Below are 25843 nucleotides of genomic sequence, written 5' to 3'. Positions count from 1 at the left end.
GGAAGTGGCAAGCCACTTCCCTTGTGTGCGTCTATTACTTGTTGTTTTCTTCTTTCAGCACTTTAACGGTGTAACGACCATCCGCCTGACGATATGCGCCGTGGATATCGGTTTCGAAGCCCGGGTAGTGAGCGCCGATTTCGCACAGCATCTGCAGGAACTCCAGCACCGGGCGGCTTTCTTCGGTGATCATCTCACCAGGCATGACCAGCGGTACTCCCGGAGGATACGGCAGGATCATGTTGGCGTTGACGCGGCCTACCATCTCTTCGAGGTACACTTCTTCAGTCTGACCGTGCAGCTCTTTCTGGAACGCGGCATACGGGGTCATCACCATGGATGGCAGCACTTCGAATGCGCGGAACATCAGGTCCGGCAGGTTGTGATGCTCAACCAGTTTATGGATGTTCTGCGCCAGGTCCTGAATACGCATGTTTTCATAGAATTCAGGATCTTCACGGTACAGAGACGGCAGCATGTTTTTCACCCGCAGGTTCAGGTCGAACGCGCGTTTGAAGTCGGTCAGCGCACGCAGCAGGCTCAGCGCTTTTGTCTTATCGATACCGATGCTGAACAGGAACAGCAGGTTGTACGGACCGGTTTTCTCAACCACGATGCCGTGTTCGTCGAGATATTTCGCCACGATGCTTGCCGGAATACCGAAATCATCCATGGTGCCGTCTTTCTTCATTCCCGGAGTCAGCAGCGTGACTTTGATCGGGTCGAGGTACATGTGCTCGTTATCGATGTTTTTGAAACCGTGCCATGCGCTATCGGAGCGCAGCGGCCAGCATTCAGCGCCATCGATATGTTCCGGCTGCCATACATCGAAGAACCAGCCTTCAGACTCGCCTTTCAGACGTTTGATCTCTTTACGGAACTTGATAGAACGTTCGATAGAACCGTCGATCAGGCGTTTACCGGCGTTACCGCGCATCATCGCCGCCGCGGTTTCGGTGGAAGCCACGATACCGTAGTGCGGAGAAGTGGTGGTGTGCATCATGTAGGCTTCGTTGAAGGTTTCTTCGTTAACGTCGCCTTTCACGTGGATCATCGAAGCCTGAGAGAATGCCGCCAGCAGTTTATGCGTGGACTGGGTTTCGTAGATCACTTTCCCTTCAACGCGACCGCCGCTCATCCCGCATTTGCCTTCATAGATCGGCGAGAAGTTGGTGTAAGGAACCCATGCGGAGTCAAAGTGGATGGATTTCACATCCAGGGTTTTCTTGATGAAGTCGGTGTTATACAGCAGACCATCATAGGTTGAGTTGGTGATAACCGCGTGTACCGGCCAGGTCGCATTCGGCGTCTCTTTCACACGCTTGGCGATAGTCGCGTGCTGGAACTCGCTCTGCGGGATCCCGCCGAGGATACCGTAGGCGTTACGGGTCGGACGGAAGTAGATCGGCGTAATGTCGCTCATCATCATCAGGTGAGTCAGCGATTTGTGGCAGTTACGGTCAATCAGCACGGTGCTGCCGGCAGGCGCGGAGTACATACCGACGATTTTGTTAGCGGTAGATGTACCGTTGGTCACCATGTAGCTGCGTTCAGCGTTAAACACACGAGCGATATACTCTTCCGCTTCTTTGTGCGGGCCGCTGTGGTCGAGCAGTGAACCCAGTTCAGAAACCGAAATGGAGATATCGGATTTCATGGTGTTGGAACCAAAGAAATCATAGAAGATGCTGCCTACCGGGCTTTTCTGGAACGCGGTACCGCCCATGTGGCCTGGGGTACAGAAGGTATATTTGCCTTCACGTACATATTTGAACAGCGCTTTGGTCAGCGGCGGCAGAATGGTGTCGATGTATTCATCAGTGTTCTGTTTGATTTTGTTCGCGATATCTTCAGCGGCGCCCAGCGCATATTCGAAGAAGCGAACCTGCATGCGCAGATCGTTCAGGCTAACGTCCAGGGTGGAGTAGGTGTTAGCGAAAGCGTACAGCGGCATGTACTCGTTCATTTTGCTGATTTCTTCGCACAGTTCGAGATTGTATTTATCCCAGTCGAAGATCACGCCGCACAGACGAGAGTTGTTTTCGATAAGTTTTAATAAGTCGTCACGGTCGTTCGGGTAGACAATACGGAAGTCCAGGCGTTCGAGAGCACGATGCAGTTCACGGATGGGTTCTTCTTTGAAGTAAACACCCATGTGATTCATGATTGCAATAACGTTCATAGTCAAATCTCCAGATGTAGAAAGCCCCTCCCGTCTCGATGTGACAGGTGATGGAAGGAGCCTCAGGAAAAAGGGTTACTGATTAGTGCGCGTTAGCGGGGCTGTTGTTATCCGTTGCGTTGTTCTGCTGGCGCTGGTGCATTTTGCGACCGTAGAACATCAGGATAATCAGGCTAACGATGAAGGTGCCGGCCAGTTCGAAGGAGCTTGCGCCCATCAGCGCGATGAAGCAGAACACGCAACCCAGTACCGAACAAATCAGGCTAACGAAGTTACGAATGTTGATGCCTTCGAAACGAATCAGGTCAACACAGGAGTAGAAGTAAGGCAGCATGGTCAGCAGTACCGCGATACCGGTCAGTTCGCCGAACAGGTCAGAAGCTTTACCACCGGCGGAGTTCATCAGGGTAATCAGCACCATCAGCGCGGTCATTTTCACCGCCGCCAGCAGCAGGCCTTTTTTCGGGATACCGTTGCTATCGACTTCGCCATACACTTTCGGGAAGTTACCGTCGTTGGCGGCACGTACGCCGGCCTGGCCAACCAGCATCATCCACGAGCCCAGAGAAGTCAGGCAAGCAAAGGCGGTAAAAGCGGAAACCATCGGAGCAGCCCAGCCGCCGAGAATGGTAGAAGCGCTAATCGCGAACGGCGCGCCGGATGCGGCCATCTGAGAAGCAGGATACATACCGGCGATAACCTGAGTCGCGGCGATATAGACGATACCAGCCATCGCAGTACCCAGCATGGTTGCCAGCGGTACGGTACGTTTCGGGTTTTTCACCATCCCGGTACTCACTGCGGCGGATTCTACGCCAACGAAGGCCCACAGGCAGAGCAGGATACTTTTAATGACCGCGTGGCTATCAGTGGTGCTGGAGGTGTTCCAGTTCGCCTGATAAGTTGCCGCGTCAAACCAATGCCAGCCGACGACCGCTGTCATCACCACCGGAATAAGCACCAGTACCAGACCAATAGTGGTCAGACGGCTTACCCAGGTCCCGCCGAGCATATTAACGAAAGTAAAGATCCACACGATGGCAATACAGGCAATACCTGCTGGCACCGGGTTATTTAAAATTGGGAAGAACGTAGAGAGATAAGAGACGGCGGTAATACCGATTGCCAGGTTACCAATCCAGTTTGCATGATAATAAAGGACGCCGGTCTGGAAACCGAAGGCCGGAGAAATTTCCCCTGCGTACGCAATTGGGCCACCCTGCTGCGGGTTCTTGGTCGCCAGTCGGGCATAAACATAAGCCAAAGACATCGCGCCAATAATAGAAATCACCCAACCCCAAATGGCAATACCACCGATGCTGGCGAGGTTCGCAGGTAATAGTGCAATACCGCTCCCCATCATATTACCGGCGACTACGCCGGTACAGGCAAATAGCCCGATCTTTTTGGCAGAACTCATGGTTGTTTTTCTCCTAAGTTTATTTGGGAGGTACAGATCATGATAGAGAACCATTTATTGACCCGACCAACTGCCAACAAGATTACTGATTCGTACGAGATAAATCCTAAAGATAAAGTGAAATAACTACAAACATCAGACAAATGATATTTTGACCTTTTTCGATTAACATATAAACATGACATGTTGATATCAAAAAAAGATAAACATCGCCTACTTACAAAGAGTTAGAGAGACATTATGGTGTTGAAATTGTGTTACCAGGCAGGAAAATAACGCTTATTTCAGGTAACAATCAGAGTGCTCATGAGATACATAAATTTAACCTCATCATACTCAAAACCATGAGCATGATGAGGGTTTACTTATTCTGAAGCGAGGAAATTGTCGAGATACGGTACTACGCGGGTGACGGAGGTCTGGAATACTCCGTTTTCAATCCAGTACAAGGTGTTTTCGCCAGGGCGTAAATTAAACGCCGTCAGGTAGGCATCGGCAGCTTCGCGGTTCTGTCCTTTCATCTCATAAACTTTTCCGAGCAGCACGTAATTCATCCACGACATTTCTAAATCAATGCCCGTGTTGATCGCGCTGTACGCTTCATCTATTTTCCCTTTGCCTAACATATCTACCGTTTTTATCTGGTAGAAAATCGCCATATCTTTAATGCCGGGCATTTCACCTACTTTTTCAACCTCGGCATACAGCGTCGCTAATTGTTTTTCATCCAACGGCTGCTGCGAATGACGTAATACATCCACCAGCGCTTTTTCGGCGTAAGCATAAATAAAGTCCGGCGATTGTTTAATGACGTCATCGAGTATATCGCTGGCTTTACCTAATGAATCGACATCACCTTTCATTAACAGCTGATGGGCCTGATAAAGACGGGTTAATGAAGGGCTTTGCGCGGGTTGATACTGTTTCAGCATCGCTTTCATGCGATCCGGCCACGGCTGCATTAGCGCGGTTGACAGACTATCCAGCAGGTCATTCTGAATGGTGAGCTGGTTATCCATGGTAATAAAGTAGCGTTTATCGAGCATCGTCGAGCCGTCGGCGTTATCGACCAGTTGCACCGACATAAAGCACTGCTGGGCGCGATAGTGGCGCTGATTAACGAATTCGATGGTCAACGTTTTACCCGAACTGCTGGGCTCGTTGATGTTGTAGTTGGTTTTATCGTGGACCATAAAGGTCGAGAAAGTGTTGAGCGAGGTGGTTACCAGGCTGCCCAATCCTACCGCATAGGCATGCTGCGATGCCCAGTTGTTGCATGAACTGCCGTTTACCAGGTGTATGTCGATATCGCGCGGGTTGAGCAGCAGGCGAGTTTTGGTTTCCGGCGGCCGCGATTCTATCGACGACAAAGCGACTAACGCGACGCAACTGCCCAACGCCAGCAGAAACAGCGTCCATACCCAGAAGGTGGTGATCCGTTTACGTTTTTCCGGCACTGCCGCCGCCGCTGGCGCAGCAGATGAAGGAGAAATAGTCGGTGGCGACGTTTCAGGAACGGTGACAGGGGCCACTGGCGGGACAACCGGCGCCAACTCTTCGCCCTCTTCCGTACACCAAATTACCGGGACCGTCAGCTTGTAGCCGCGTTTGGGCACCGTCGCAATATATTCCATGCTGCCGTCATCGCCGTCTTTCAGTGACTTACGCAACTCGGAAATACTTTGGGTGACGACATGGCTGGTCACCACGTTGCGCGTCCAGACGTGATCGATAAGCTCGTCCCGGCTAAGTACCTCGCCAGGATGTTGAGCAAAGTAGACCAGAAGATCGATTAAACGCGGTTCGAGAGTAAGCTGACGTCCGTTCCGGCTAATTTGGTTTACAGAAGGAGTAACGAGCCATTCCCCAACGCGAACAACAGGTTGTTGCATAAAAAAACCCCAGGACGAAAAGGGAAAGGCGCGATAATACCACATTTCGCCTACCTAATTATGCGGGTGGTCAATACCCCACACGTTTGGCATAAGCTACTCCCTTTATAAACAAATCAGTTAACAGTCTATGAACATCGTTGTCATTTAATCCAAAATAGCCAAGGTCTATGCTGCGTCCATCAAGTCGTTAAGGAGACGCATTATGTTATTCGACCACTATTCCTTGCAGGCCCTATCGTTAAACAACCGTATCGTGATGCCGCCGATGACGCGTTCCCGCGCCGGAGCCGGTGATGTCGCTACCGATCAGATGGCGGAGTATTACGCCCAACGCGCCAGCGCCGGTTTAATTATCAGCGAAGGCACGCAGATTAGCCAACAGGGACAGGGTTATGCCTGGACGCCAGGCATCTATAATGAAGCGCAGATCGCCGGCTGGAAAAAAGTCACCTCTGCGGTACACCAGTCGGGAGGCAAAATTTTTGCCCAGCTCTGGCACGTAGGGCGTGTCTCCCATACTGTACTGCAGCCGGGCAATGCCGCGCCGGTTTCCTCGTCTGCTATTCAGGCTGAAGGGGTGAAGGTCTTTGTCGATATCGAAGGCCGCGGCCCGGAAAACGGCGTCGGTGAAATGGTGCAGCACTCGATGCCGCGCGCTCTGACTCGCGAAGAGATCCCGGCTATCATCGAACAATATGCGCAGGCCGCGCGTAACGCTATGGCCGCCGGTTTTGATGGCGTAGAACTACACGGTGCGAATGGCTATCTGATTAATCAGTTTATTGATTCTCGAGAAAACCAGCGCACCGATGAGTACGGTGGTTCGTTAACCAATCGCCTGCGTTTCCTCAAAGAAGTCGCGCAGGCCGTTGCCGATGCGATTGGGAAAGAGAAACTGGGTATCCGCCTGGCGCCGCTGACCACCTTGATGGGGTCAAAAGACGATACGCCGGAAGCCACCTATCTGGCGGCGGCCAGCGTCCTCAATGATATCGGCATCGCCTATATCCATATCGCCGAAGCCGACTGGGACGACGCGCCGGTGATGCCCGCCGCCTTTAAAGAAGCGCTGCGCCAGGTGTTCCGCGGCACGATGATTTATTCAGGGAAATACACCGTAGAACGTGCCGAAGAGGCGCTGGCCAAGGGCTGGGCCGACCTGATTGGTTTTGGCCGTCCGTTTATCGCCAACCCGGATCTGCCCTATCGCCTGCAACACAACCTGCCGCTGAACCAGCCAATCAGAGAGCAGTTTTTCGGCGGTGGTAAAGAGGGCTACCTCGACTACCCTACCGTCGATGCGAAGTAAACGGAGCAAATCGCTTCATAGCACTTAAATAAAAAACCCGGCAGCGCTGTGGCATGCCGGGTTAAAAATAAGACTTTCGACGTTTATGTATAATTAATCAATGTGATTAATTATTTATACACTTCCGCCGTTGCTTCAAAGTTCGGCCCATGTTCACGCGCCGCGGTAATAATATAATATTTACCGCCCTTCTCATCTGCCAGCTTAGAAAGCTGGTCGTGCAGGTCAGAAGGTGAAGAGAATTGCCCGCCAGACGGCCCCACAGAAATACTGCCCACGTGAGTCAGTTTGAAATGCGAAGCTTCTTCTTTAGTAATTAATTGCGCTGCCGAGGCGCCAAAGGCAACAGCAGAAAGAGCTAAAGCGACTAATACCTTTTTCATCCTACATTCTCCTTGGATTAGAGCCTAATTGAGGCTCTTTCAGTATATACTCGTCATACTTCAAGTTGCATGTGCGTTGGCTTTCCTCGCTCACCCCAGTCACTTACTAGAGTAAGCTCCTGGGGATTCTCTGCGTCGCCGCCTGCCTGCAACTCGAATTATTTAGAGTATAGACACAAGATTAATAAGCGCGCTATTTATCGGATTATTTTTCACCGTTCACCGCGCTTAGTAGCGCGACGGTACCCCTTCCGGACGGGTCTTAAAACGACGATGCAGCCACATGTACTGTTCCGGCGCCATCAGGATACATTGCTCAATAATTTTGTTCATCCAGCTGGCGGTAGTTTCCGGGGAATCCAGCGGCGGCGTCGCCTCTGGCTGCAGCGCAATCAGCTCATACCCGGCACCATTGGGCTTTCTTCGCGGAACAAAAGGAACGATGGTGGCTTTTGACATTCTCGCCAGCATCCAGGTACCGGTGGTGGTCGCAGCATTATCCACATTGAAAAAGGGAACAAATACGCTACTGGCGCGACCATAATCATGATCCGGAGCGTACCAGAGGATCTCGCCCTCTTTCAGCGACTTAACCATACCTTTCAAGTTTTTACGATCCAGCATCGTCTTGTTAGAACGCAGCCGTCCCCAGGTTTGCAGCCAGTCGATCAGCGGATTATCATTTGGCCGGTAAACGCCAATCCCCGGCGTGAACATGCCAAACATCCGCGCGCCGAGTTCCAGGGTTAGAAAGTGAATGCCAATTAGCAAAATACCCTGCTTCTGTTCCTGCAGTTCAACGACTTCATTGACGCCACTGGTCTCAGTCCAGCGCTCGACGCGATGGGTTGGCCAGAACCATGCCATGCCGGTTTCCATCAACCCCATGCCCAAAGATTCAAAATTCTTAACCAACATTTCATGACGCTGCGCCGGGCTGAGGTGAGGAAAGCAGAGCTCAAGATTGCGCTGCGCAATACGTACCCTTCCGCGCAAAAAATGCATAGATAAACGCCCCAGACCATGGCCCAGACGATAGATCAGCGGATAAGGAAGTTGTACCATCAGCCACAATAAGCCAATGCCCAGCCATGCCGGCCAGTAACGCGGGTGTAATAATGAAAGAGAGAATTTGGGTAAATGCGACATCTGACTATTGCTCTTCAGGATCCTTGATTTACATGCCAGTGGGAGGCCTCAGTCCGAATTTGCGGATAAGGTACCCGATCCACAACATTTAGTTTTTTCCTATTCGTGCGGTAATACGCATACAAGTGTAGACTATAACCTCTACACTGCCCTGGTATTAAACGAACTGTGTAACAAATTTATTATTAATTAACCTGATGGTGATATGGAGGATTATATAAGATTTTTTCTCATTTGAAAATAAACGCTTACTAACATTAGTTTGTAGACTCACGCTTCATCAAGTTCGCCACATCCAAATTTGAACCATTACAACCGTGTGTACCGGCAGTGAGAAGGTTAAGCAAGCCCACTCAATCACTCTGACTGACAATTGATATCAAAAATCACTCTCCTCATTTAACTGTTTTTTTAACTTCATGCATGAACTATCTCTCTCCGTCACAACCGAAAGAAGATTTCGATGTGGAAAACGCTATGCTAGCGAATCCTATCATTTTATATACTCTATTTAAAATTATTAAATAGGCTCACAACACCATATTTAACAACAACTTTTTAAGATATTACAAAATAACAATTGAATTTTTTATGTTGCCATAACCGAACATTACATAGTAAATATAAAGATATAGTTACTATCATAGATAGATCATTTACAAGTTGCTGTAACGAAAATTTACACCAGAAGAATGTAAATCATTGGGGAATTAATAATGGGATACCGAGCAACCGTGTGGGTCATGGCATTTTCATTATGCGGAATCATTTGGTGTGGATTAGTAATCATCATAGCTGGTCTATTTTTTTAGAACTTCCGGAGACCTCATTTTACATCGAGTGCCAGGAGAATAAGAAAAGGGAGAATACACTTCATATCTCCGGCATTTCGATTAACGCGCGCTATGATAAGGAAGGCTAGTCACGGGATAACTGACCCGCTCAATGATTTCACATCTATCAGCCGGAGGTTTTCCCCCATAGAAAAACTGATATTGTTTTTTATCCACCAGATAAACCAAATCATCACCATTGCGAAATGCAGTCACTTCAAATCTAAGTCCGCTATTGGTCCGTCCTTTGAGGCTACCTGAAGCCACTTCGAAGTTATCCCCCCATAACATAGTACTAAGATGATAACTAAAGCGTGATATTAAAACATTTTCCCTGAAATGACACGATAAGCGAACCCCGGAATTTCCCATTGCTGCTACTGAGTTAAGCATGACTAAAGAAACCATAAGATTTTTTATTATCATAAATCTCGTTTGTAATTTTAAGAATTATTGCTGTCAATGATAAAAAAAAGCCACTCATATCAAGTGGCCTAATAAGTGATGTTAGAACAGCATTAGTTTTTATTGATTTAACAATTATTGTATCTTGATAATACAAACATGCAACATAAATAATTTAAAAAGAAAATTTAAAGAACTCACATTATTAAATAACCATTTAAATGAATTAGCATTGTCTATCAGGACTGAAAATAATAATATAATTGAGTTCATAGACATTTTTATTAGATTAACTTATGCAAAACAAGGCGGGCACATCAAATTCCTCCGTTGTAGTTTTCGTCGCTGATGTGTCCGCCACCTATATATGTCTTCCAATTTAATTGAATGCTTCCTGTTTAACAATCGACGCTAAACAATACATATCATTTACAATAAAAATGGAGTAAATATGCGCCTCGCTATTTTTCTTAAAAAGCTATTTGGTTATGAACAGTCTGAATCGCATCTTGAGCATGTGGCTTTATGGGTAAATAGTTTGGGTGGAATACAACATATCTTACAAAAAATGAATGAACATAACCTTACCCACGTTGTTTCTTCATGGCAAAGCAATAACAAGGCACTCAGCATTGATGCGGCTCAGGTCCTTGAGTTTATAGATTTTTCTGAGCTCCAGCCTCTTGCAGAGAAATGTGGCACCGATATTTTAGGCGCCGCAAACCTGGTAGCGCAGTTTTTACCTATGATTACGCCGAAAGCGGTGATGGATACCGCCACTTCTGGCACAGCGCCCCATAACGCTTAGCAACAATGGGGCATCACAAAAAATCGCTAACAACAATACTACTGCTTGCTATTCTGGTTATCTCACTTTATAGCGGTGGCGCTGCAGTATTGCTTTGGTGCGGACTTTCTTTTCATTATCTTCACTGGAGTACATTTATTATTGTCTGGCTTGAATTTTATGATGTTCGATACTTCAATGTGTTAATTTTTGTTTCTGGATTAGGTTTCGCACTTCCATCCCTAATCGCATGGATTATTTTCTTGATTTTTAAAGCATTCGGGGAATGGTTTTAATCAACCATTCCCCTTTTCTATTTTTCAGTGTGTGAGCGTTTTTTTCAGTACATTTTCGAGTGTGGAATTTACACCAACTCTTGTTGCTCTCGGCAGATGCCCCAGAAAAATCTCTTCTTGTCTTCGTAAAATGGTATCAGCCTTCTTTAGCAGTGCAATACCGCTCTCAGTAACGTCTGCCAGAGATACCCTCTTGCCACAGCGTCGTTTATGCTCCCTATTAATAAGCAACTTGCTCTCAAGCGAATCCAGGGTTTTTCTTATCGGTTCATGAAAATGACCAACATATAAATCTAATTCCTTTTGCTTAATAAAAGCGTCATCCGCAATAAGTCGTAAAACCATAAGCTCGCGAAGGGTAACCCCATAAGTGGCCAATCTACTTTCAAGACGCTCCTCTAGTAATCTGGACACAAAAAGTAAATTCAATCCACAATAATCCCAATATCCTCTGAGAGACTCATCCATTTTATTAGCTCCTGTGTAGTTTAAAAACCATACTGTCATTTTTATAATAAGAAGCCAGGCCACCAGGGCCTGGCTTTGCAACTATTTATCACTTCCCTGTGGTGTTGGCTTTTCTACTTTCTTATTCGCCCCTGCATCTTTACTCTCTTCTTGCTTTATTGTTATCACAGGTAAAGAACCATAATCAACGTGAACTTTTTTAAGCTCATCAATAATATCTTTCGTGATATTACTTCTCGAATCTATTGCAATCACTTGATTCTGGCTCAGTACCACATCTATTTTATGATTGACCCGGTACGCCTCAACGGCGGCAGCGATCGTCTTCATGCTGATTTCCCTGGCGTGACGCTGCTCTGCCTGCCACTGGTTATTAAGTATCGTTTGATCTGCCAGCGCACTTTTTTGTTTCTGTTCCGGCGTCATCTCCGCATAACGCGCTTCTGCATCCTTACCGGCCTGCAACAAAATATCATGCACTTTTTGCTGTCGGGCCTGTTCCTGCTTGCCAATAACCGACTCTGTTAATACCTTCCCTGGATCAAGGTAAGCAATTTTTTGCTGCATTTTATCTCCCTGGTCGCAACCTGATAATGTTGACAGTATCAGGCCAGTAATAAATATATTGCGTACAACATTAAAATACTTTAAACGCATAATAAACCTTCAACAGCCCCCCGGAGGGGGCATGATTTTAGAAATTAACTTTAAACCCGACCATCGCCTGAGTATCGCTGTAACCTTTGTCCCCAATTTGCTGGGCGATATTGCCCCACAGGTTCACGTTTTTATTCAGCTTCGCTTCAACACCGGTTTTCAGTTCACCAATATTGCGTGTTCCCGCGACTTTTACCGGCACGCCATCCAGGCCTGCGGTGAAGTCCTTGGTATTGTGGATCCAGTTCGCCTCGATAAACGGCTCAAACGTCCGGTCCTTACCATTATCCAGCTTGGCATTGTGTCCTTTGATAAAGAACCGGGCGCCCAGACGGGTCTGAACGTTATCATCGCCACCGAATTGTACGACCGTACCGTTCTGCTCTTTATGATCGTCCGCTTTGACACCCATCCAGGTCACCTGGGCCTGTGGCTGCACGTAATAACTTTCGTGGTCGTTGCGCTCACCCACTTTCCAGGTATACCCCGTCTCCACCGATGCGGTCAGACCTTTCGATTTATAGCTTTCTGAAGAAGCTCCTTTCGATGACACGCTGTTATCAAACCAGTTGTACAGCATCCAGGTATCGACATAGGCGCCGGTTTTCTCTTCATTATCCTGGAACCAGGTACCGTAAAGACCGGTGCTATAGCCGTTGACGCTGCCGTCCGCAGAGTAACCATTACGGTGGTTACGCGTGTTGCTGTGCTGATTCGCATAGCCGGCCATGACGCCAAGATGGAAACGATCGGCCCCGTCGCTGCTCCACTGGGCGATATCGCCCCCCAGTTGCGCAACATAGCGATTCGCCTGGGTTTTGTTCTGGCCGCTGCCATCATTAGAACGAGTGTGGCCGCCGACCTGGCGCAGCCACAGGCTGGTGGTCTGCTCCTGGCCCAGGGCATCGACATAGTGAGTCTCACCGAGGCGATCGTGCAGCGTCATGTTGAACAGGGTGTTCGCCGCCTGCATGTTGCTGGCATACGCCTTACCTTCCGGGCGAATATCCGGGGTATGCGGCTTATCTCCACCGCCATTGTCTGGCGTGTCTCCGCCATTATCCGGATTGACAGGATTGACCGGATCTACCGGCGTTTCCCCGTTGTTGGTCAGGTACCAGTTACCGGCATTACCACCCTGCCCACGTGCCAGGGTGTAGTCGTAGGCGCCGGCAACAATACGTCCTTTCTGAGTGAACTCACCGGCAGAGTTTCCACCGACGGAAACCACTTCAATACCATTCAGGGTTTTCGCGCCGCTGCCGCCGACATTGGTCACCGCCACCTGGGTGGTGCCGCTGGTATTGCCCTCCACCACCAGCTTGTCGGTGAGCGAGTTATCGCCGCCGAGTTGGGTGTTGAGGTTCAGCGTACCGCCGTTACCGGCATAATCCCCCATGACATGCAGCGTGTTACCTGCCGTCGTTGCGCCCGGCGCGCTGACGTTGATCACTCCGCTGTTACTCAGGTTTTGACCGATGGTAAAGGTATGGCCTGCGCTCGCGCTTGTATCAAGCGCGCCAATGGTCAGCGTACCGCGGTTGTTCACATCGCCGGCCGTACCGCCAAAGCCGCCAAACTGCGCGCCCTGCGCCACATTCACGGTGGAGGAAGCCAGGATGACATCATTGCCGTTGCTGCCCAGTTGCAGGCCGCCGGCATTGAGGTTGGTGGTACCGGTGTACTGCGCGGCGTCGGCGGTCATCGTGACCAGACCGGAACCGTTTTTGTCCACATCGCCGCTGCCGGTAAGGCTATTGCTCAGCAGGCCCTGTACGCCTTCGTTCAGCGCCAGCAGACCGTTATCCACGATTGCCGCAGAGCCCAAACCGGCAATGTCGTTCAGTTCCACCGTGGCGCCGTTGGCGATGGTCGTTGCCGCGTTCATCTGCGCATTCGCGCCATTAATCGTCAGGGTACCGCCGTTAACCGCCAGCGCCCCGTTCCCGGTCAGCCCGCCGTTCACGGTACCGCCATTGGCAGTGGTCAGACTGCCGCCATTAAAGTCGGTATTCGCCCCGGCATCGGTATTCAGCAGGCCAACGCTCTGGCTATGGCCATTCAGGTCGACGGTGGTATCCGCCGCCTGATGCAGTTCCGATGTTTGCCCCAGTACGTTGTCATTGTTCGCCAGTAGCGTACCGCTGCGAACGTCGGTTTTCCCGGTATAGTCGTTCGCCAGATTCGACAGCGAGACGGTATTGCCCGCGCCGCCATCAATCGCCAGATCGCCTGCGCCGGTGACCAGTGCGCTGAGATCTGCCGCCGCGCCGGTGGCGCCCTGCGCATTCAGCGTCAGCGCATTATCACCGCTGGTCAGCAGCTCGACTTTCGTCAGACCATAGTTGATGTACAGACCATCGCTGTTGTCGCCGGAGGTCAGACGGTAATCGTAGGTGGCGTTGGCCACCGTTTCCCCGTTCTGCATCACGGCGCTGCTCACCGCATCCGTGACCGCATTGCCGTTGCGGTCCAGCAGGGTCAGGTTGCCGCCGTAAGCCGATACGCTGCCGGTGGAGCCGGCCAGCTTCAGGGAGATATCGCCGTCATCCTGCGCCAGCAAATTGACCGCGTTATCAGGCATCGTCGGGCCGTTGAATACCGGGCTGTCGGTGTTCACCTGCACGTTGCCGGTACCGCTGATATCCAGGTTGCCGGTGGTGGTGATATAGGCATCCGATACCGACTTACCGACCGTGTCAGTATCAAATACCGCCGTACCGCCGTTGAACGCCAGGCCGCCAATCTGTTGGGTACCTTTTGCTACGTCAGTGATACTGCCTTCTCCCAGCTTCAGGGTGGCGTCTGACAATGCCTGGTTATTGGCGGTCGTTGCGCCATCCAGCACGAAGTGGCTGTTGGTCAGTTCCACCGTCCCGGCGAAGCTGTCGGCCTTGTTGTTATCGGTAAAGGCAAAGGTATGGTCCTGCCCCCCGAGATCGACGGTCACCAGGCCATCGCCCTGCAGGTGGCTGGCGAAATCGAGGTCCGTGCTGTCCTGCATCGTCAGCGTACTGGTGCTGTCGATATTCCAGCCCGCATCCGCAGCCGTTAAATCAAGCTGGGTATGATCGAGCGTGAAGGTGGAGTTATTCTTCAGCTCCACATCGGACATGTGCTGGATTTTGTCGGCATCCTTCAGGGTATAAACCGAATTGTTGAGAGCCAGCGTGTTGTGGCCCGCGCCGCCATCCAGAGTGGTGAACAACACCGGGTTTTCCTCTGCGGTGATATTCGTCAGTTCGAACAGGTCATCGCCCGCGCCGGTGGTGAACGCGGTTTTAGCCTGGCTGCCGTGCTCCAGGGTTACCGTGTTATTGCCGCTCAGCAGATTGACGGCGCCGGTCAGGTTACCGTTAGCCTGGTTGGTAAAGTGCACCGCCTGCTTATCCACATTCATCACCAGCGCATCAGCGGCCGTTGAGGCAATGGTGCCGCTGTTCACAAAGTCCGTGGTGTGGCCATTGTTGATATCCACCACCTGGGTGGCGGATGCCGATGCCAGCAGACCCGACTGTTCAACGTGCGCCGTCTGCCCGCCGATGACCAGCGCAGAGCCGCCGCTGGCATCATTCACATTGACGCTGACGCCGGTTTTAATATCCCCGGAGGTATTGGTGGTCATCCCGCGCCCTTCGGCGCTGTTGACGTTCACAACCAGGGCCTGGGACTGCGACATATCGTAGGCGTTGTCGGTCATCGAGCCGTCGGCATTCTGGAACAACAGACCGGTACCGCTGCCGATGACGTTTATCACGCCGCTGTTGCTCTGCGCCAGCGAAGCCGAAGTACGGACACCCGCGCCGTTATGGGCGTTGATCGTCGTGTTATCGAGATGGATACCGGCAATTTCAGCCTTGTTTTCAATGCCGTTGCCGGTACTAATCGGATCCATGTTGATGGTGGCATCTTTGACCGTAAGTCCTGTAGCGCCGTCATCCAGCAGGATACCGTGCGCCGACCCGGTAGCATGGGTAACGCCGCTACCGGTCAGATTGAGCGACGCGCCATCAGACAGTCTGAATGCGGCCCGACCATCGGTTGCGGTAATCACCCCGGTGTTGTTGACCGTCGAATTCGCGCCGATAATATCGACGGCGGTACCATTCACGCTAATAGAAGAGGTATTATTCAGCGTCCCGCCGTTGATCAGTACACCCGTGCTGTCCGCCGCCGCCAGATCGATAGTCCCGCTGTGGTTCAGCGTACCGCCGGTCAGTACCTTGTAGCCCAGGGCCCCGACAGCGACGTTATCCCCGTTCAGTACCGCCGCGCTGTTCAGAACGGATGCGCCGGTAGCGCCTTCTTCGCCGGTGATCGTCGTCGAGCCGCCACGGACGATCCCTGCCGTCGCGCCGTTCTGCGCAAGGCTAATATTGGTACTGGCGTCAATTGTCGCTTCCGCGCCGCCTTCCACGCGCAGCGCCGTCGCATCCTGGCCATTCACACGCAGCGTCATACCGGCCGTATTGATGTTGCTGGCCACCGTATTCTCGTCATTTCTGCCGGTCGCCAGCAGAATGGTGCTGCCGGTGCCGGACGCCGTCAGATCGCCGCCAGCCGCGGCATAGGCGGCCCCGCCGGAAATGCGATAGAGCGTGGAGCCATCCGTGCTGACGCTCTGCACGCTGTGGCTGTTAGTAATAGACGAATCGGCGCCATGGATGACATAACCCGTCTGGTTAACCCCGCTGACGAAATTAACGTTACCGCCATCAACGGCAGCCACACCGCCCTCTTTCACATACACGCCAATCGCGCCATCTCCGGTCAGATCAACGTTCCCGGTGAGCGTGGCTTTCGCCCCCTTCCCTTGTGACACAATACCGTAGTTGGGCGTCTTGCTCTGACCGTCGATCCCTTGAGCGACCACGATGGTACCGGAGTTGGTCGCTTCGGCCCTCTCACGCACGTTCATCCCCACGCCGTTAACGCCGTTCAGCGTAATGGTCCCGCTGTTTTCCGCCTGAGAGAATACCCAGACATCCATGGCAATGGACTGCGCAGGCACCTTGCCTTCAGGAGAATAAGCGCTGTTAATAGTGATCGTCCCTGCCTGGTTGACGGTGCCGCCTACGGATTTGATGGCGGTAACGCCGTGCGTCAGCGCGCCGGTGGTAATATCGCCGTTGTTAGTAAAGTTAGCGTTCGTGACCGCCACGCCCGTCACCCCGACCCAATTGACGGGCACGTCTTCACTGGCATCGGTCAGGCTGCGCTGCGCGGAACGGCCAATAGAAATAGTGCCGTTATTCACCATCGAGACGCTTCGGTCATCAGATCCCCGGCCAGCCAGGCTGGCCCCGATATTACCAACACCGGTCCCCAGCACGCTGGTGGTTTGTGGATTAGCCGCTACGTTAATCGCGCCATTGTTGATGATGGTGCTGTCGCCCGTGGCGCTAATACCAGACTGAATGCTATAGCTTTGCGGTGAGGTGACGTTAATAACGCCATCGTTAATGATAGCGGTATCTTTTGCATTAATACCTGTCACCCTGCCCAATTGTATGTAATTAACCATATTATGGCCGTTATAATAGAACGCCCCAACTTCCTGGTTTGTTCCTGCATCAATGACGCCCGTTGCCGTGTTATGTACGGAACTGCTGTCTGCTGAGATCACAAACGAACCACCGGTAATGCCATTATAGAAAGACCCAATGGTGCCTGAGTTGGTAAGTTGCGCGCCGTTCTCAACCCGGATCAAACTGGCATTGGTGCGAAACAGTTGAATATTGGCACCATCAGCGACATTGACGCTGGCGCCAGGACCGGTGGCATAGATATACGCCACCCGGGCTTTATTAATGGTCTGAGTTACCGGATCGCCTGCGCTTACGCTGTCAATCGCGCTGATAGTGCCTCGCTTTAAGGATTTATTAAATTCGGAAACATAATCGGTATATGACAGGCGGTTTTCCTGTAAGGCCTTAATAAGCGCTGTGTTATAGACCTTAATATCATCGAGATTGTTAATGGTGAATGTGCCGATTTTAGAATCAATAGTTCCTCCTACTGGCACCTGAAAGGCGGCGATTTGTCGTGGCTCGACAGAACCGATATTATCGGAGTTGCCCAGAGAAACGATGGTTTTACCACTGTAATTTAACGCCCCCCCCTCCTCGACTTTATACACCGCTGAAGTAACTTTCGATTCATCACCACTGCTCTTCATGATGATATTGACAAAATTCGCCGGGTTATTGACCCATGCTGAAGATTTGTCTCCGACATCGACATTTAGCATGGCGGCGGGAGAAACATCATAGATAAATTTATCGACATACTGCCCTTCAGGCCCAACGTCATAATGGTTGGCGAAGGTAAATGCCGCCAGGGAGGTGGTAATCATGTCGTCATTATCAAACACGTTAATCGTTCGCGCGTTTCCCGTGACGGGATCGATAATGGTCGTCGTTCCACTTAACCCACCCTGCTGGATGTTAAATGCATTGGCATATTCAATCCCTGAGGTCAGAATGCCCTGCGCCAGCGCATCCTTAACTGAAATGGCTCGAAAACCACTATCATTCCCCAGCAGCTCAGCAAACCCTTTTCCGCTTCCCTGGATCAGATTATCGTTGCCGGAAATAACAATGGTGTCAGAGGTGGGGGTAAAAGGCGTAACCTCCCTATCTGCGGCAAAGGCTGAGGAAGATATCAGCGAAGCACTACCAAGCAGGCCTGCCGCCCAGACGCGAATCAGGCGGGACGTTTTGGTTTTCTTCTTTCCAGCGGCAAATTCTCCTGCAACGACCCAGTCCTGCAATGATTCGTTCCAAATAATTTTATACGATTTATTCATCTGTTATTTATCCTGTTTTCACGCGGTATTTATGAAATAAAGAGTTGTAGCCCTCTTCTAATAAACAGTTAAAAATAAACTAACCTTCAATGCCTTAGCGTCATAAGGATCTGTTACCATTACTTTAGTGGTGAAACTTTATTGTTCAATCCACCCCACATCCACTAAAAACACCTTTTAAAAAAGCTGAATAACTTTCAATTAGGCTGAAAAGAAATAGATTTCCAAAAAATCAGTAACCATACAAAAACAATGGGATACATGACCATTTGGCATCATTCCTATTGCCTGCAGACCACAAAGCACACATGGTTTTTAATGTTCTTAAAAAGCACTTTTAATTGCTTTGTCGTTGATGTTGATTACTATTTCTCCATCCATCAGTGGGAAATAAAAAAACGATATGTTTATTAAATAATTAGACTAAAAGGAAAATATCGTGAACGAATCACTGGATTTGAAAGTATTGCGAGTTATTCATTTTCTGGTGACTAACGGGAGTGTGACCAGAACAGCTGAGTTGTTAAATGTCTCCCCTGGAGCCGTGAGCTATATGCTCAATAAAGCGCGACATTTTACCGGTTCAGCACTGTTTTCCAGATCGGGCAATGGGATGGTGCCTGACAATGTTGCCAGGGAACTTAGCCTTCGCTATCAAAACATCAAACGAGAACTCTCCGAGATCTCTGGTACGAAAAAGCTTGAAAACCGAATGGTCACCATTAGTACCTATTCGTTATTCGAATTTATGATTTCCATGAGAATCTCCGATAAGCAAAACTTCCCGGGGATGTTTCATTTCTCTCCCCCAGAAATGGATTGCGAAACACGCCTGCGCCGCTTAAGAAGTAAAGAGGTAGATATTGATATCGGCACTGGCTTACAGCAAGACCGAAGCATAGTGCAAGTTTCATTATTTAAATGTAAGTTGAACATTCTTATGAGGAGGGATAATAAAAAAGCCAATAGCAACTTCACCCTAAAAGACTGGCAGGAAAGCCATCACGTAAGATGGTCAAGGAGAATGAATTTTACCTGCAATGACTATAAACATGCTAACAGGTTCCATGAGTTGATGGAGGAGCGGAATATCTCCATGATTTCAAGCGACTCATTAAATATGGTAATGCTGTGTGCCTTTACAGATCACATTATGTTAATGCCTGAAGTGCTGTCGAGAAACCTGGAGAATTATCTACCGCTGAAGTCCATTATCCCACCTCCAGAGTTGCAAATGAATTTTGAGTGTTTTCTTCATTATCATCGCTCGTTATCAGGTGATAATGCACTTCAGATGATTTTGGATAAACTGCATCAAATTACAACGGTTGAAAACGTCACTCCATAACATTCTTATCAAACTTATTATATAGAAGGGATATCATTATGGTAAAAAATCGTACAGCTGAAAACCTTGAGAAAAAAGGGTTATGGCGTAGAGCCGCTACTTGCTGGCTATCGATTATGGACCATTGTCACACCGCAGAAGAACAGGATTGGGTAAGAAGACGGAGAAACTACTGCCTGGCACATATTAAACGTACCAAACATTCATCCGGTCTTGACCCCGCCAAAGTACACCGTTCAGTATCAACTATGATAAACAATATCCCTTAGCAGCCAAATCCATGAACGCAACTAAATCTATATAAAACATAAAATTACAATAGAAAATTTATTTTTAGTGTAGTTAAACCACACTATTATACTATTTTTGATAAAATGCGAGATTATTTTAAATCGATAATCTCCATGCATAATTTAGATATTAGATCATTGAGAGTGATACATACACTGGTTAATTGCGGTAGCGTCACGCGTTCTGCAGAGTTACTTAATGTCACCCCCGGTGCAATTAGCTATTACATAAACAAAGCCAGAAAATCGACCAACACTGCACTGTTCTTTAAAACAAAGAATGGGATGATGCCAGATAATATAGCCAGGGAACTTTCAAAACGATATTTAAGTATCGTCAATAATAGCTCTTTTAGCAGCAAAGCGATTAATCTCTCCAGTAGAGACATCACACTCAGCTCTTACGCAATCCTTGAATTGTTAATAGGTCTCTCCTTTAATCATCGCTCTGAAACCAGAAAAATTAATTTCACCCCTTTACCTACCGATGACACCGAGCGCTTACAAAGGCTGAGAAATAAGGAGGTTGACATTGATATTGGCACCCGACTTATGCCTGATAATAATATCATTCAATCAAGACTATTTTCTTGCGGGGTTAAAATAGTTGCAAACAAGCAATATCCTCTGTCAAATGACCAATTTAGTCTTAGCGATTGGGAAAAAGCAACCCATATCATATGGGGTCGAGGCATGCATCTTTTTCATGATGATTTTGAACACGTGAATCTGTTCCATAAACACATGAATTTAAGAAACATTGTCTGCAAAGCCAGTAACTCGATCAATATGATACTGATGGCAGCATATAGCCAACATGTTGTACTAATGCCTGAAGTGATCGCTAACCAACTGCTTGGCAAAATTCCAATTAAACTTTTCACCCCACCGCCGGAGTTACAAATGATTTATGAGTGTTTCATCCATTATCACAAATCATATGCGGAAGAAAAAATCATTTCAGATATGTTGCAATCACTTTGCGCTATTTTTTAAAAGAAAAAACCACCAGTAACCTGGTGGTTAAAAAGGAAAAAAGATATGGCACCATGATATCATAAGACATATCGAAACAAGGGAAGAATGCCAATCAGCTTGCTGAAAAACATATATTGGCCTACAAAGTTAATTGTACTTAAAACCGTTAAGACTGCAATAAAAAATACAAAATCAGGTTTTCAAAAAACAAACGTTATTGCAACACCATGAACGTAAAAAAGCACTACCTTCCTGGCGGTGCTTTTAACTACTTTTCTTTTAAGCAACTAAAAGATAAGCAACAACGCTTATCTTTTATAATTCTATTATATTTTAAGAATGATTCAACATTGTTTTTTTAAAGAGTACTTTTAAATTAAAAACACATTTTCTTCATACTTTATCGTCGCCAAAAAATGTTATTGAAAACACGCTTTAGAAAAGCAATTGCCCCCTGTGAATGTTCTCAGGGGGCAATGAAGTTATGAACGAATGAAAGCCAGCAGATCGGCGTTAATCACATCCGCATGTGACGTGTGCATACCATGCGGTAAGCCCGGATAAATTTTCAGCTCGCTATTCGCTAAGAGTTTATCCTGCAAAATGGCGGCATTCTTATAAGGAACAACCTGGTCGTCGTCGCCCTGCATCACCAGCACCGGCACCGTAATCGCTTTTAGATCGTCGGTCTGATCGGTTTCAGAGAAGGCCTTAATCCCTTCATAATGGGCTTTCGCGCTACCGGTCATCCCCTGACGCCACCAGTTTTGAATGGTACCTTGCGAAACCTCTGCGCCATCTCGGTTAAAACCATAGAACGGGCCACTGGCAACATCGAGATAGAACTGTGAGCGATTAGCAGCAAGCGCCTTGCGGAAACCGTCAAATACTTCGATGGGCGTACCGCCGGGGTTATTGTCGGTTTTCACCATTAACGGCGGTACGGAACTAATTAATACTGCTTTGGCTACCCGACCCTGCGGTTGACCATATTTAGCCACATAGCGCGCGACCTGACCGCCGCCGGTTGAATGACCAACGTGAACAGCGTTATGCAAATCCAGACTTTCGACCACAGCAGAAGCATCGGCCGCATAGTGATCCATATCATGGCCTTCGCTTACCTGGTCGGAACGCCCATGGCCGCGGCGGTCGATAGCGATGACGCGAAACCCTTGCGCGAGGAAAAACAGCATCTGGTTATCCCAGTCATCAGCGCTTAACGGCCAGCCATGGTGGAACACAATAGGCTGAGCCTCTTTCGGACCCCAGTCTTTAAAATAAATATTAACGCCATCTTTAGTTGTTACGAATGCCATATCACGAACTCCTCTATTGAAAATATGACAACTTCTCATTAACATTCAATTAGTTACATTCAGCGCTGATATGATGTTTTCCCTTTGTTTGCGAAAAACCTCAATGGCAACGGTGCCACAAAGTGTAGAAGATGATGGCTCATTTAGCTCATCCCTCAGCAATTTAATATCATCGCAGAAGCTAAAATACGCCTTGTGCCGTTGAGAGTTAGTTCATATTACCTATTGATTAAATATGCCTTTTCGATATCTTTTATTTTATAGATAAATATCAGCGCGTTATGCCAAAAATAAATAATTAAAATATTTTTATCTTATACTTACGCTCTGCTGTAAATTTCTCTCAAATAGATTTCTTCAGATTATTCCCTGAGAAAAAAGAATAAACCAAATGCCCCGCGCGCTCATTTTTAAACCACTGCGTTTACGCCTTACTTACCTTATCCACGTAGAATGTTTGCTGTTAATTGTGAGCCAGGCAACGTCCTGAGCGATGCCCTTCCTCCAATGCTGTACAAACCGCAGAAAACCGCCATACTCAGGCACAAAACCTGTGATTTTCAAGGGGTAAAATTTGCCTGTAGCAATCCCGGATAGCAAAACGAATAAGAAAGGAATGACTGCGATGCACTACAAATTGGTTAAGCAACTCAAAGATGATAATACATTAAGAAAAAGCTTTATTGATTTAGCCATCAAAACGTTCGATCTATCCTTTGACGCCTGGTATCAGCAAGGGTACTGGAGCGAATCCTATATCCCTTACGCTTTCGTTGATAAGAATAAAGTTATCGCCAACGCCTCCGCGAATATTATTGATCTGGTCTGGCAAGGCCAACCCCGACGCTATATTCAAATAGGTACGGTAATGACCAATATTGATTACCGTAATAAAGGGCTTGCCGGACAGTTGATACAACATATCCTTGATGACTGGCGTGACAAAGCGGATGCTTTTTTCCTGTTCGCCAACTCTACTACCGTCGACTTCTATCCCAAATTTGGCTTTACGCGGACCGACGAATATCAATATGTGGCACCCGTTTCGCCGACTCCCGGCGACTTCCGTAAACTGGATATGGATAGTGCGCAGGATATCGCCCTGCTTAAGCACTACTACCAGAAATCCAACCCCTTTTCACAGCTACGAGTGGAGAATAACTTCGGCCTGCTGATGTTTTACTGTTCGGCGTTTATGAAGCATTTTGTCTACTACTCGGAGAAAAACCAGGCCGTCGCCATTGCGATGCAAAGCGCCCATGAGCTTATCTGCTTTGATATTTTTTGCGATGCCGGACAATCCATGGCGACCATTATCAATGAACTCGCCCAGCCGCAATCGCAACAGGCGGTGCTAGGTTTTACGCCGAAGGAAGCGCGCCTGGGCGAGTACGAAAAAATAGACGGCGACGATATGTTGTTTATCTATTCGACTAAAGAGAACATCTTCCACGACAACAAATTGATGTTCCCGCTGCTGGCGCACGCCTGATGCCGGGCCGCAGGTTATCTATTTAACCTGCGGCTGGTCGGTGTTGTTTCTTCCTGGAAAACCAAATAAACAGTACAATTGATTGTTGTTTTTTTGTTAAATCCAGGAGAAGCGCCACTTGCCCCTTTTTGACCTGCAGGATCTCTACGCCTTTTTAGCCCTCAGCGAGCACGGCAGCTTTCGCTACGCCGCCGAGGCGATTTGCATTTCGCAATCGGCGTTAAGCAGGCGAATTGAGAAGCTGGAAACCGCTTTAGGGGTGAGATTGTTTGAAAGAACCACTCGCCGGGTGACCCTCACGCAAACCGGCAGAGCTTTCGCCCCAAAGGCGCAGCATCTGCTTTCCGAATTCGAAGATGCCCTGGACGGTATTAGCGACCGCGCCGCCTTCGGCAACGGGCTGGTGACGGTTGCCTGTGTCCCCTCAGCCGCCAACTATTTTATGCCGCAGGTTATCAGTCAATTCCGTCTGCGTTTTCCCAAAGCGCGGATCAAGGTCATTGATACCAGCGCCGGAAATGTTTATAGCGCCGTGCAGAATCACCAGGCGGATTTCGGCCTGAGTTTTCTCTCCGAAATCGCGTCCGAGGTGGTATTTACGCCGCTGGTCCATGAACGCTACCTGGCGGTTTGCCGACGAGACGATCCGCTGGCGCAGCGTAACAGCCTCAGCTGGCAAGAATTTTTTAACCACGATTACATCTGGCTTGATAAGATCTCCGGCAATCGCCACCTGCTGGACGTCGCCCTGAGCGACATAGGGCCACGACGCACTGCAGTTTGTGAAACCCGCCACGTGACGACCATGCTGGGTATGGTTGATGCCGGCCTCGGTATTGCGGCCATCCCGGCGATGGCGCTGCCGGCCTATGCACACCACGCGTTAGCCAGTATTCCGCTAGTGGAACCAGAGGTGAAAAGGCAGGTGGGGCTGATAAAAAAAGCTGGCAGAGCATTACCTCCTCTGGCCGCCGAACTCGAAAAAGCCATTACCGATTTTTACCATCCCACCGCATAATTAGCCCTCTTCCGGTAATTCGCAGGCGTTGGCGGGTAAAGGATCCATGCCTGTGCGACGGATTTCCGCCTGCGCCGGGACTGAAGCCAGATAGCACAGCAACTGCTTCGCCTGCGACTGCGCGGATGAATCGGCAACTACGGCGCCCGCGAAGCGGGTAACGTATTGCACTTCATCCGGCAGACGGCCAACGAACGTCACGCCGCTGACCGGCAACAGTTCGCTAACCTGCTGAAACCCTATCGCGTAGTCCCCTTTTGCCACCAGCGAAGCAACGGGGATTTTTTCGATCATTTTTGCTTTGGGGCTCGCCTGCGCGGCAATATCCAGTTTGCTGAACAGCTCCTTTTCAACATAGCGCCCACTGGCGCTATCCGAATAGGCGATGGATTTCGCCAGCAGCAATGTTTGTTTCAACGCGGCGACGCTGCTGATATCCGGTACCGGGGCCCCCTTTGGCACGACGGCGCCAATACGTGAGTCCGCCAGTTCAATACGCGACCCCGGCATCACTTTGCCCTGCTTTTGCAAATCATCCAGGGCGTATCCCACCATAATCACCACATCCGCCTTTTGCCCTGCCGCCAGACGGTTCGGTATCGCCTCCGCGGATTTCCCCATCGAGGGACCATGAATGATATGTAAGGTATTGCCGCTTTTTTGCTGATAGTCGGGCGCCAGTTTATCCAACGCCGCGGAGAAGCCGCCGGAAATCATCACCGTGATCTCCTGCGCGACGGCAACATGCGCATAGCCGCAGGTGAATACCACTAACGAGAAAACCCATGATTTACGTTGCATGTTCA

General features: G+C 49.1%; 17 protein-coding genes. 6 read left to right on the top strand and 11 right to left on the bottom strand.

The features are described from left to right. Positions 1-34: 34 nt before the first annotated feature. The 3 genes from cadA to cadC form a co-directional block, all read right to left on the bottom strand. Positions 35-2182: a lysine decarboxylase CadA gene (cadA, locus tag ABLV07_RS01470; RefSeq protein WP_015367858.1), complete on the bottom strand. Its 2148-nt coding sequence runs from the start codon at positions 2180-2182 to the stop codon at positions 35-37. A gap of 82 nt (positions 2183-2264) precedes the next feature. After that, on the bottom strand, positions 2265-3602 hold the full coding sequence (cadB, locus tag ABLV07_RS01465; protein WP_015367859.1) for a cadaverine/lysine antiporter: 1338 nt from the start codon (positions 3600-3602) through the stop codon (positions 2265-2267). Positions 3603-3967: 365 nt separating this feature from the next. Next, the gene (gene cadC, locus ABLV07_RS01460; RefSeq protein WP_015704648.1) at positions 3968-5494 is read right to left on the bottom strand and encodes a lysine decarboxylation/transport transcriptional activator CadC; all 1527 of its coding nucleotides are present in this window, start codon (positions 5492-5494) and stop codon (positions 3968-3970) included. Between the two features lie 205 nt (positions 5495-5699). Between cadC and ABLV07_RS01455 the strand changes: the two genes are divergently transcribed. Further along, positions 5700-6806, top strand: a complete 1107-nt coding sequence (locus tag ABLV07_RS01455) for an alkene reductase (protein ID WP_126027568.1) — start codon at positions 5700-5702, stop codon at positions 6804-6806. Positions 6807-6916: 110 nt separating this feature from the next. On the opposite strand, the gene ABLV07_RS01450 is transcribed toward ABLV07_RS01455, so the two are convergent. The 3 genes from ABLV07_RS01450 to ABLV07_RS01440 all read right to left on the bottom strand — a co-directional run bounded on the left by ABLV07_RS01450 (position 6917) and on the right by ABLV07_RS01440 (position 9597). After that, entirely contained in the window at positions 6917-7189 is a 273-nt protein-coding gene (locus tag ABLV07_RS01450) for a DUF1471 domain-containing protein (RefSeq protein WP_015367862.1), read from the bottom strand. A gap of 228 nt (positions 7190-7417) precedes the next feature. After that, positions 7418-8338: a Kdo(2)-lipid IV(A) acyltransferase gene (locus ABLV07_RS01445; protein WP_348853239.1), complete on the bottom strand. Its 921-nt coding sequence runs from the start codon at positions 8336-8338 to the stop codon at positions 7418-7420. 893 nt (positions 8339-9231) lie between these two features. After that, positions 9232-9597: a hypothetical protein gene (locus ABLV07_RS01440; protein WP_075208683.1), complete on the bottom strand. Its 366-nt coding sequence runs from the start codon at positions 9595-9597 to the stop codon at positions 9232-9234. 430 nt (positions 9598-10027) lie between these two features. Here ABLV07_RS01440 and ABLV07_RS01435 point away from each other — a divergent pair, with 430 nt between their 5' ends. Beyond that, entirely contained in the window at positions 10028-10384 is a 357-nt protein-coding gene (locus tag ABLV07_RS01435; RefSeq protein WP_020079424.1) for a YidB family protein, read from the top strand. 299 nt (positions 10385-10683) lie between these two features. Here the strand turns inward: ABLV07_RS01435 and ABLV07_RS01430 are convergent, their stop codons facing one another. From ABLV07_RS01430 to ABLV07_RS01420, 3 genes are all read right to left on the bottom strand, one after another. Then, complete coding sequence (locus ABLV07_RS01430; RefSeq protein ID WP_032707571.1) at positions 10684-11127, bottom strand: hypothetical protein; 444 nt, start codon at positions 11125-11127, stop codon at positions 10684-10686. Between the two features lie 81 nt (positions 11128-11208). Then, positions 11209-11694, bottom strand: a complete 486-nt coding sequence (locus ABLV07_RS01425; protein ID WP_032712781.1) for a hypothetical protein — start codon at positions 11692-11694, stop codon at positions 11209-11211. A gap of 127 nt (positions 11695-11821) precedes the next feature. Beyond that, complete coding sequence (locus ABLV07_RS01420; RefSeq protein ID WP_348853240.1) at positions 11822-18592, bottom strand: autotransporter outer membrane beta-barrel domain-containing protein; 6771 nt, start codon at positions 18590-18592, stop codon at positions 11822-11824. Between the two features lie 439 nt (positions 18593-19031). Here ABLV07_RS01420 and ABLV07_RS01415 point away from each other — a divergent pair, with 439 nt between their 5' ends. Next, entirely contained in the window at positions 19032-19940 is a 909-nt protein-coding gene (locus ABLV07_RS01415) for a LysR family transcriptional regulator (protein ID WP_015704641.1), read from the top strand. Positions 19941-20344: 404 nt separating this feature from the next. After that, positions 20345-21226 (top strand): LysR family transcriptional regulator, encoded by an 882-nt coding sequence (locus ABLV07_RS01410; RefSeq protein ID WP_348853241.1) that lies wholly within the window; start codon positions 20345-20347, stop codon positions 21224-21226. A 464-nt stretch (positions 21227-21690) separates the two neighbouring features. Here the strand turns inward: ABLV07_RS01410 and ABLV07_RS01405 are convergent, their stop codons facing one another. Continuing rightward, entirely contained in the window at positions 21691-22527 is an 837-nt protein-coding gene (locus ABLV07_RS01405) for an alpha/beta hydrolase (RefSeq protein ID WP_015367864.1), read from the bottom strand. A gap of 625 nt (positions 22528-23152) precedes the next feature. Here ABLV07_RS01405 and ABLV07_RS01400 point away from each other — a divergent pair. Further along, positions 23153-24019, top strand: a complete 867-nt coding sequence (locus ABLV07_RS01400) for a GNAT family N-acetyltransferase (protein ID WP_020079430.1) — start codon at positions 23153-23155, stop codon at positions 24017-24019. A gap of 118 nt (positions 24020-24137) precedes the next feature. Continuing rightward, positions 24138-25037 carry a LysR family transcriptional regulator gene (locus tag ABLV07_RS01395; RefSeq protein ID WP_230249820.1) on the top strand — a complete coding sequence of 300 codons (900 nt, stop codon included), beginning with the start codon at positions 24138-24140 and terminating at the stop codon, positions 25035-25037. Here ABLV07_RS01395 and ABLV07_RS01390 read toward each other — a convergent pair whose 3' ends face one another. Continuing rightward, positions 25038-25838 carry a substrate-binding domain-containing protein gene (locus ABLV07_RS01390; RefSeq protein ID WP_230249822.1) on the bottom strand — a complete coding sequence of 267 codons (801 nt, stop codon included), beginning with the start codon at positions 25836-25838 and terminating at the stop codon, positions 25038-25040. Between the last annotated feature and the right edge of the window lie 5 nt (positions 25839-25843).

Origin of the sequence: Klebsiella sp. CN_Kp097, assembly GCF_040064495.1 — a bacterium.
In the GTDB taxonomy this organism is placed as follows: Bacteria; Pseudomonadota; Gammaproteobacteria; order Enterobacterales; family Enterobacteriaceae; genus Klebsiella; species Klebsiella aerogenes.
Note: the sequence above shows the minus strand (reverse complement) of the source record. Positions and strands in the feature narration are given on the sequence as shown.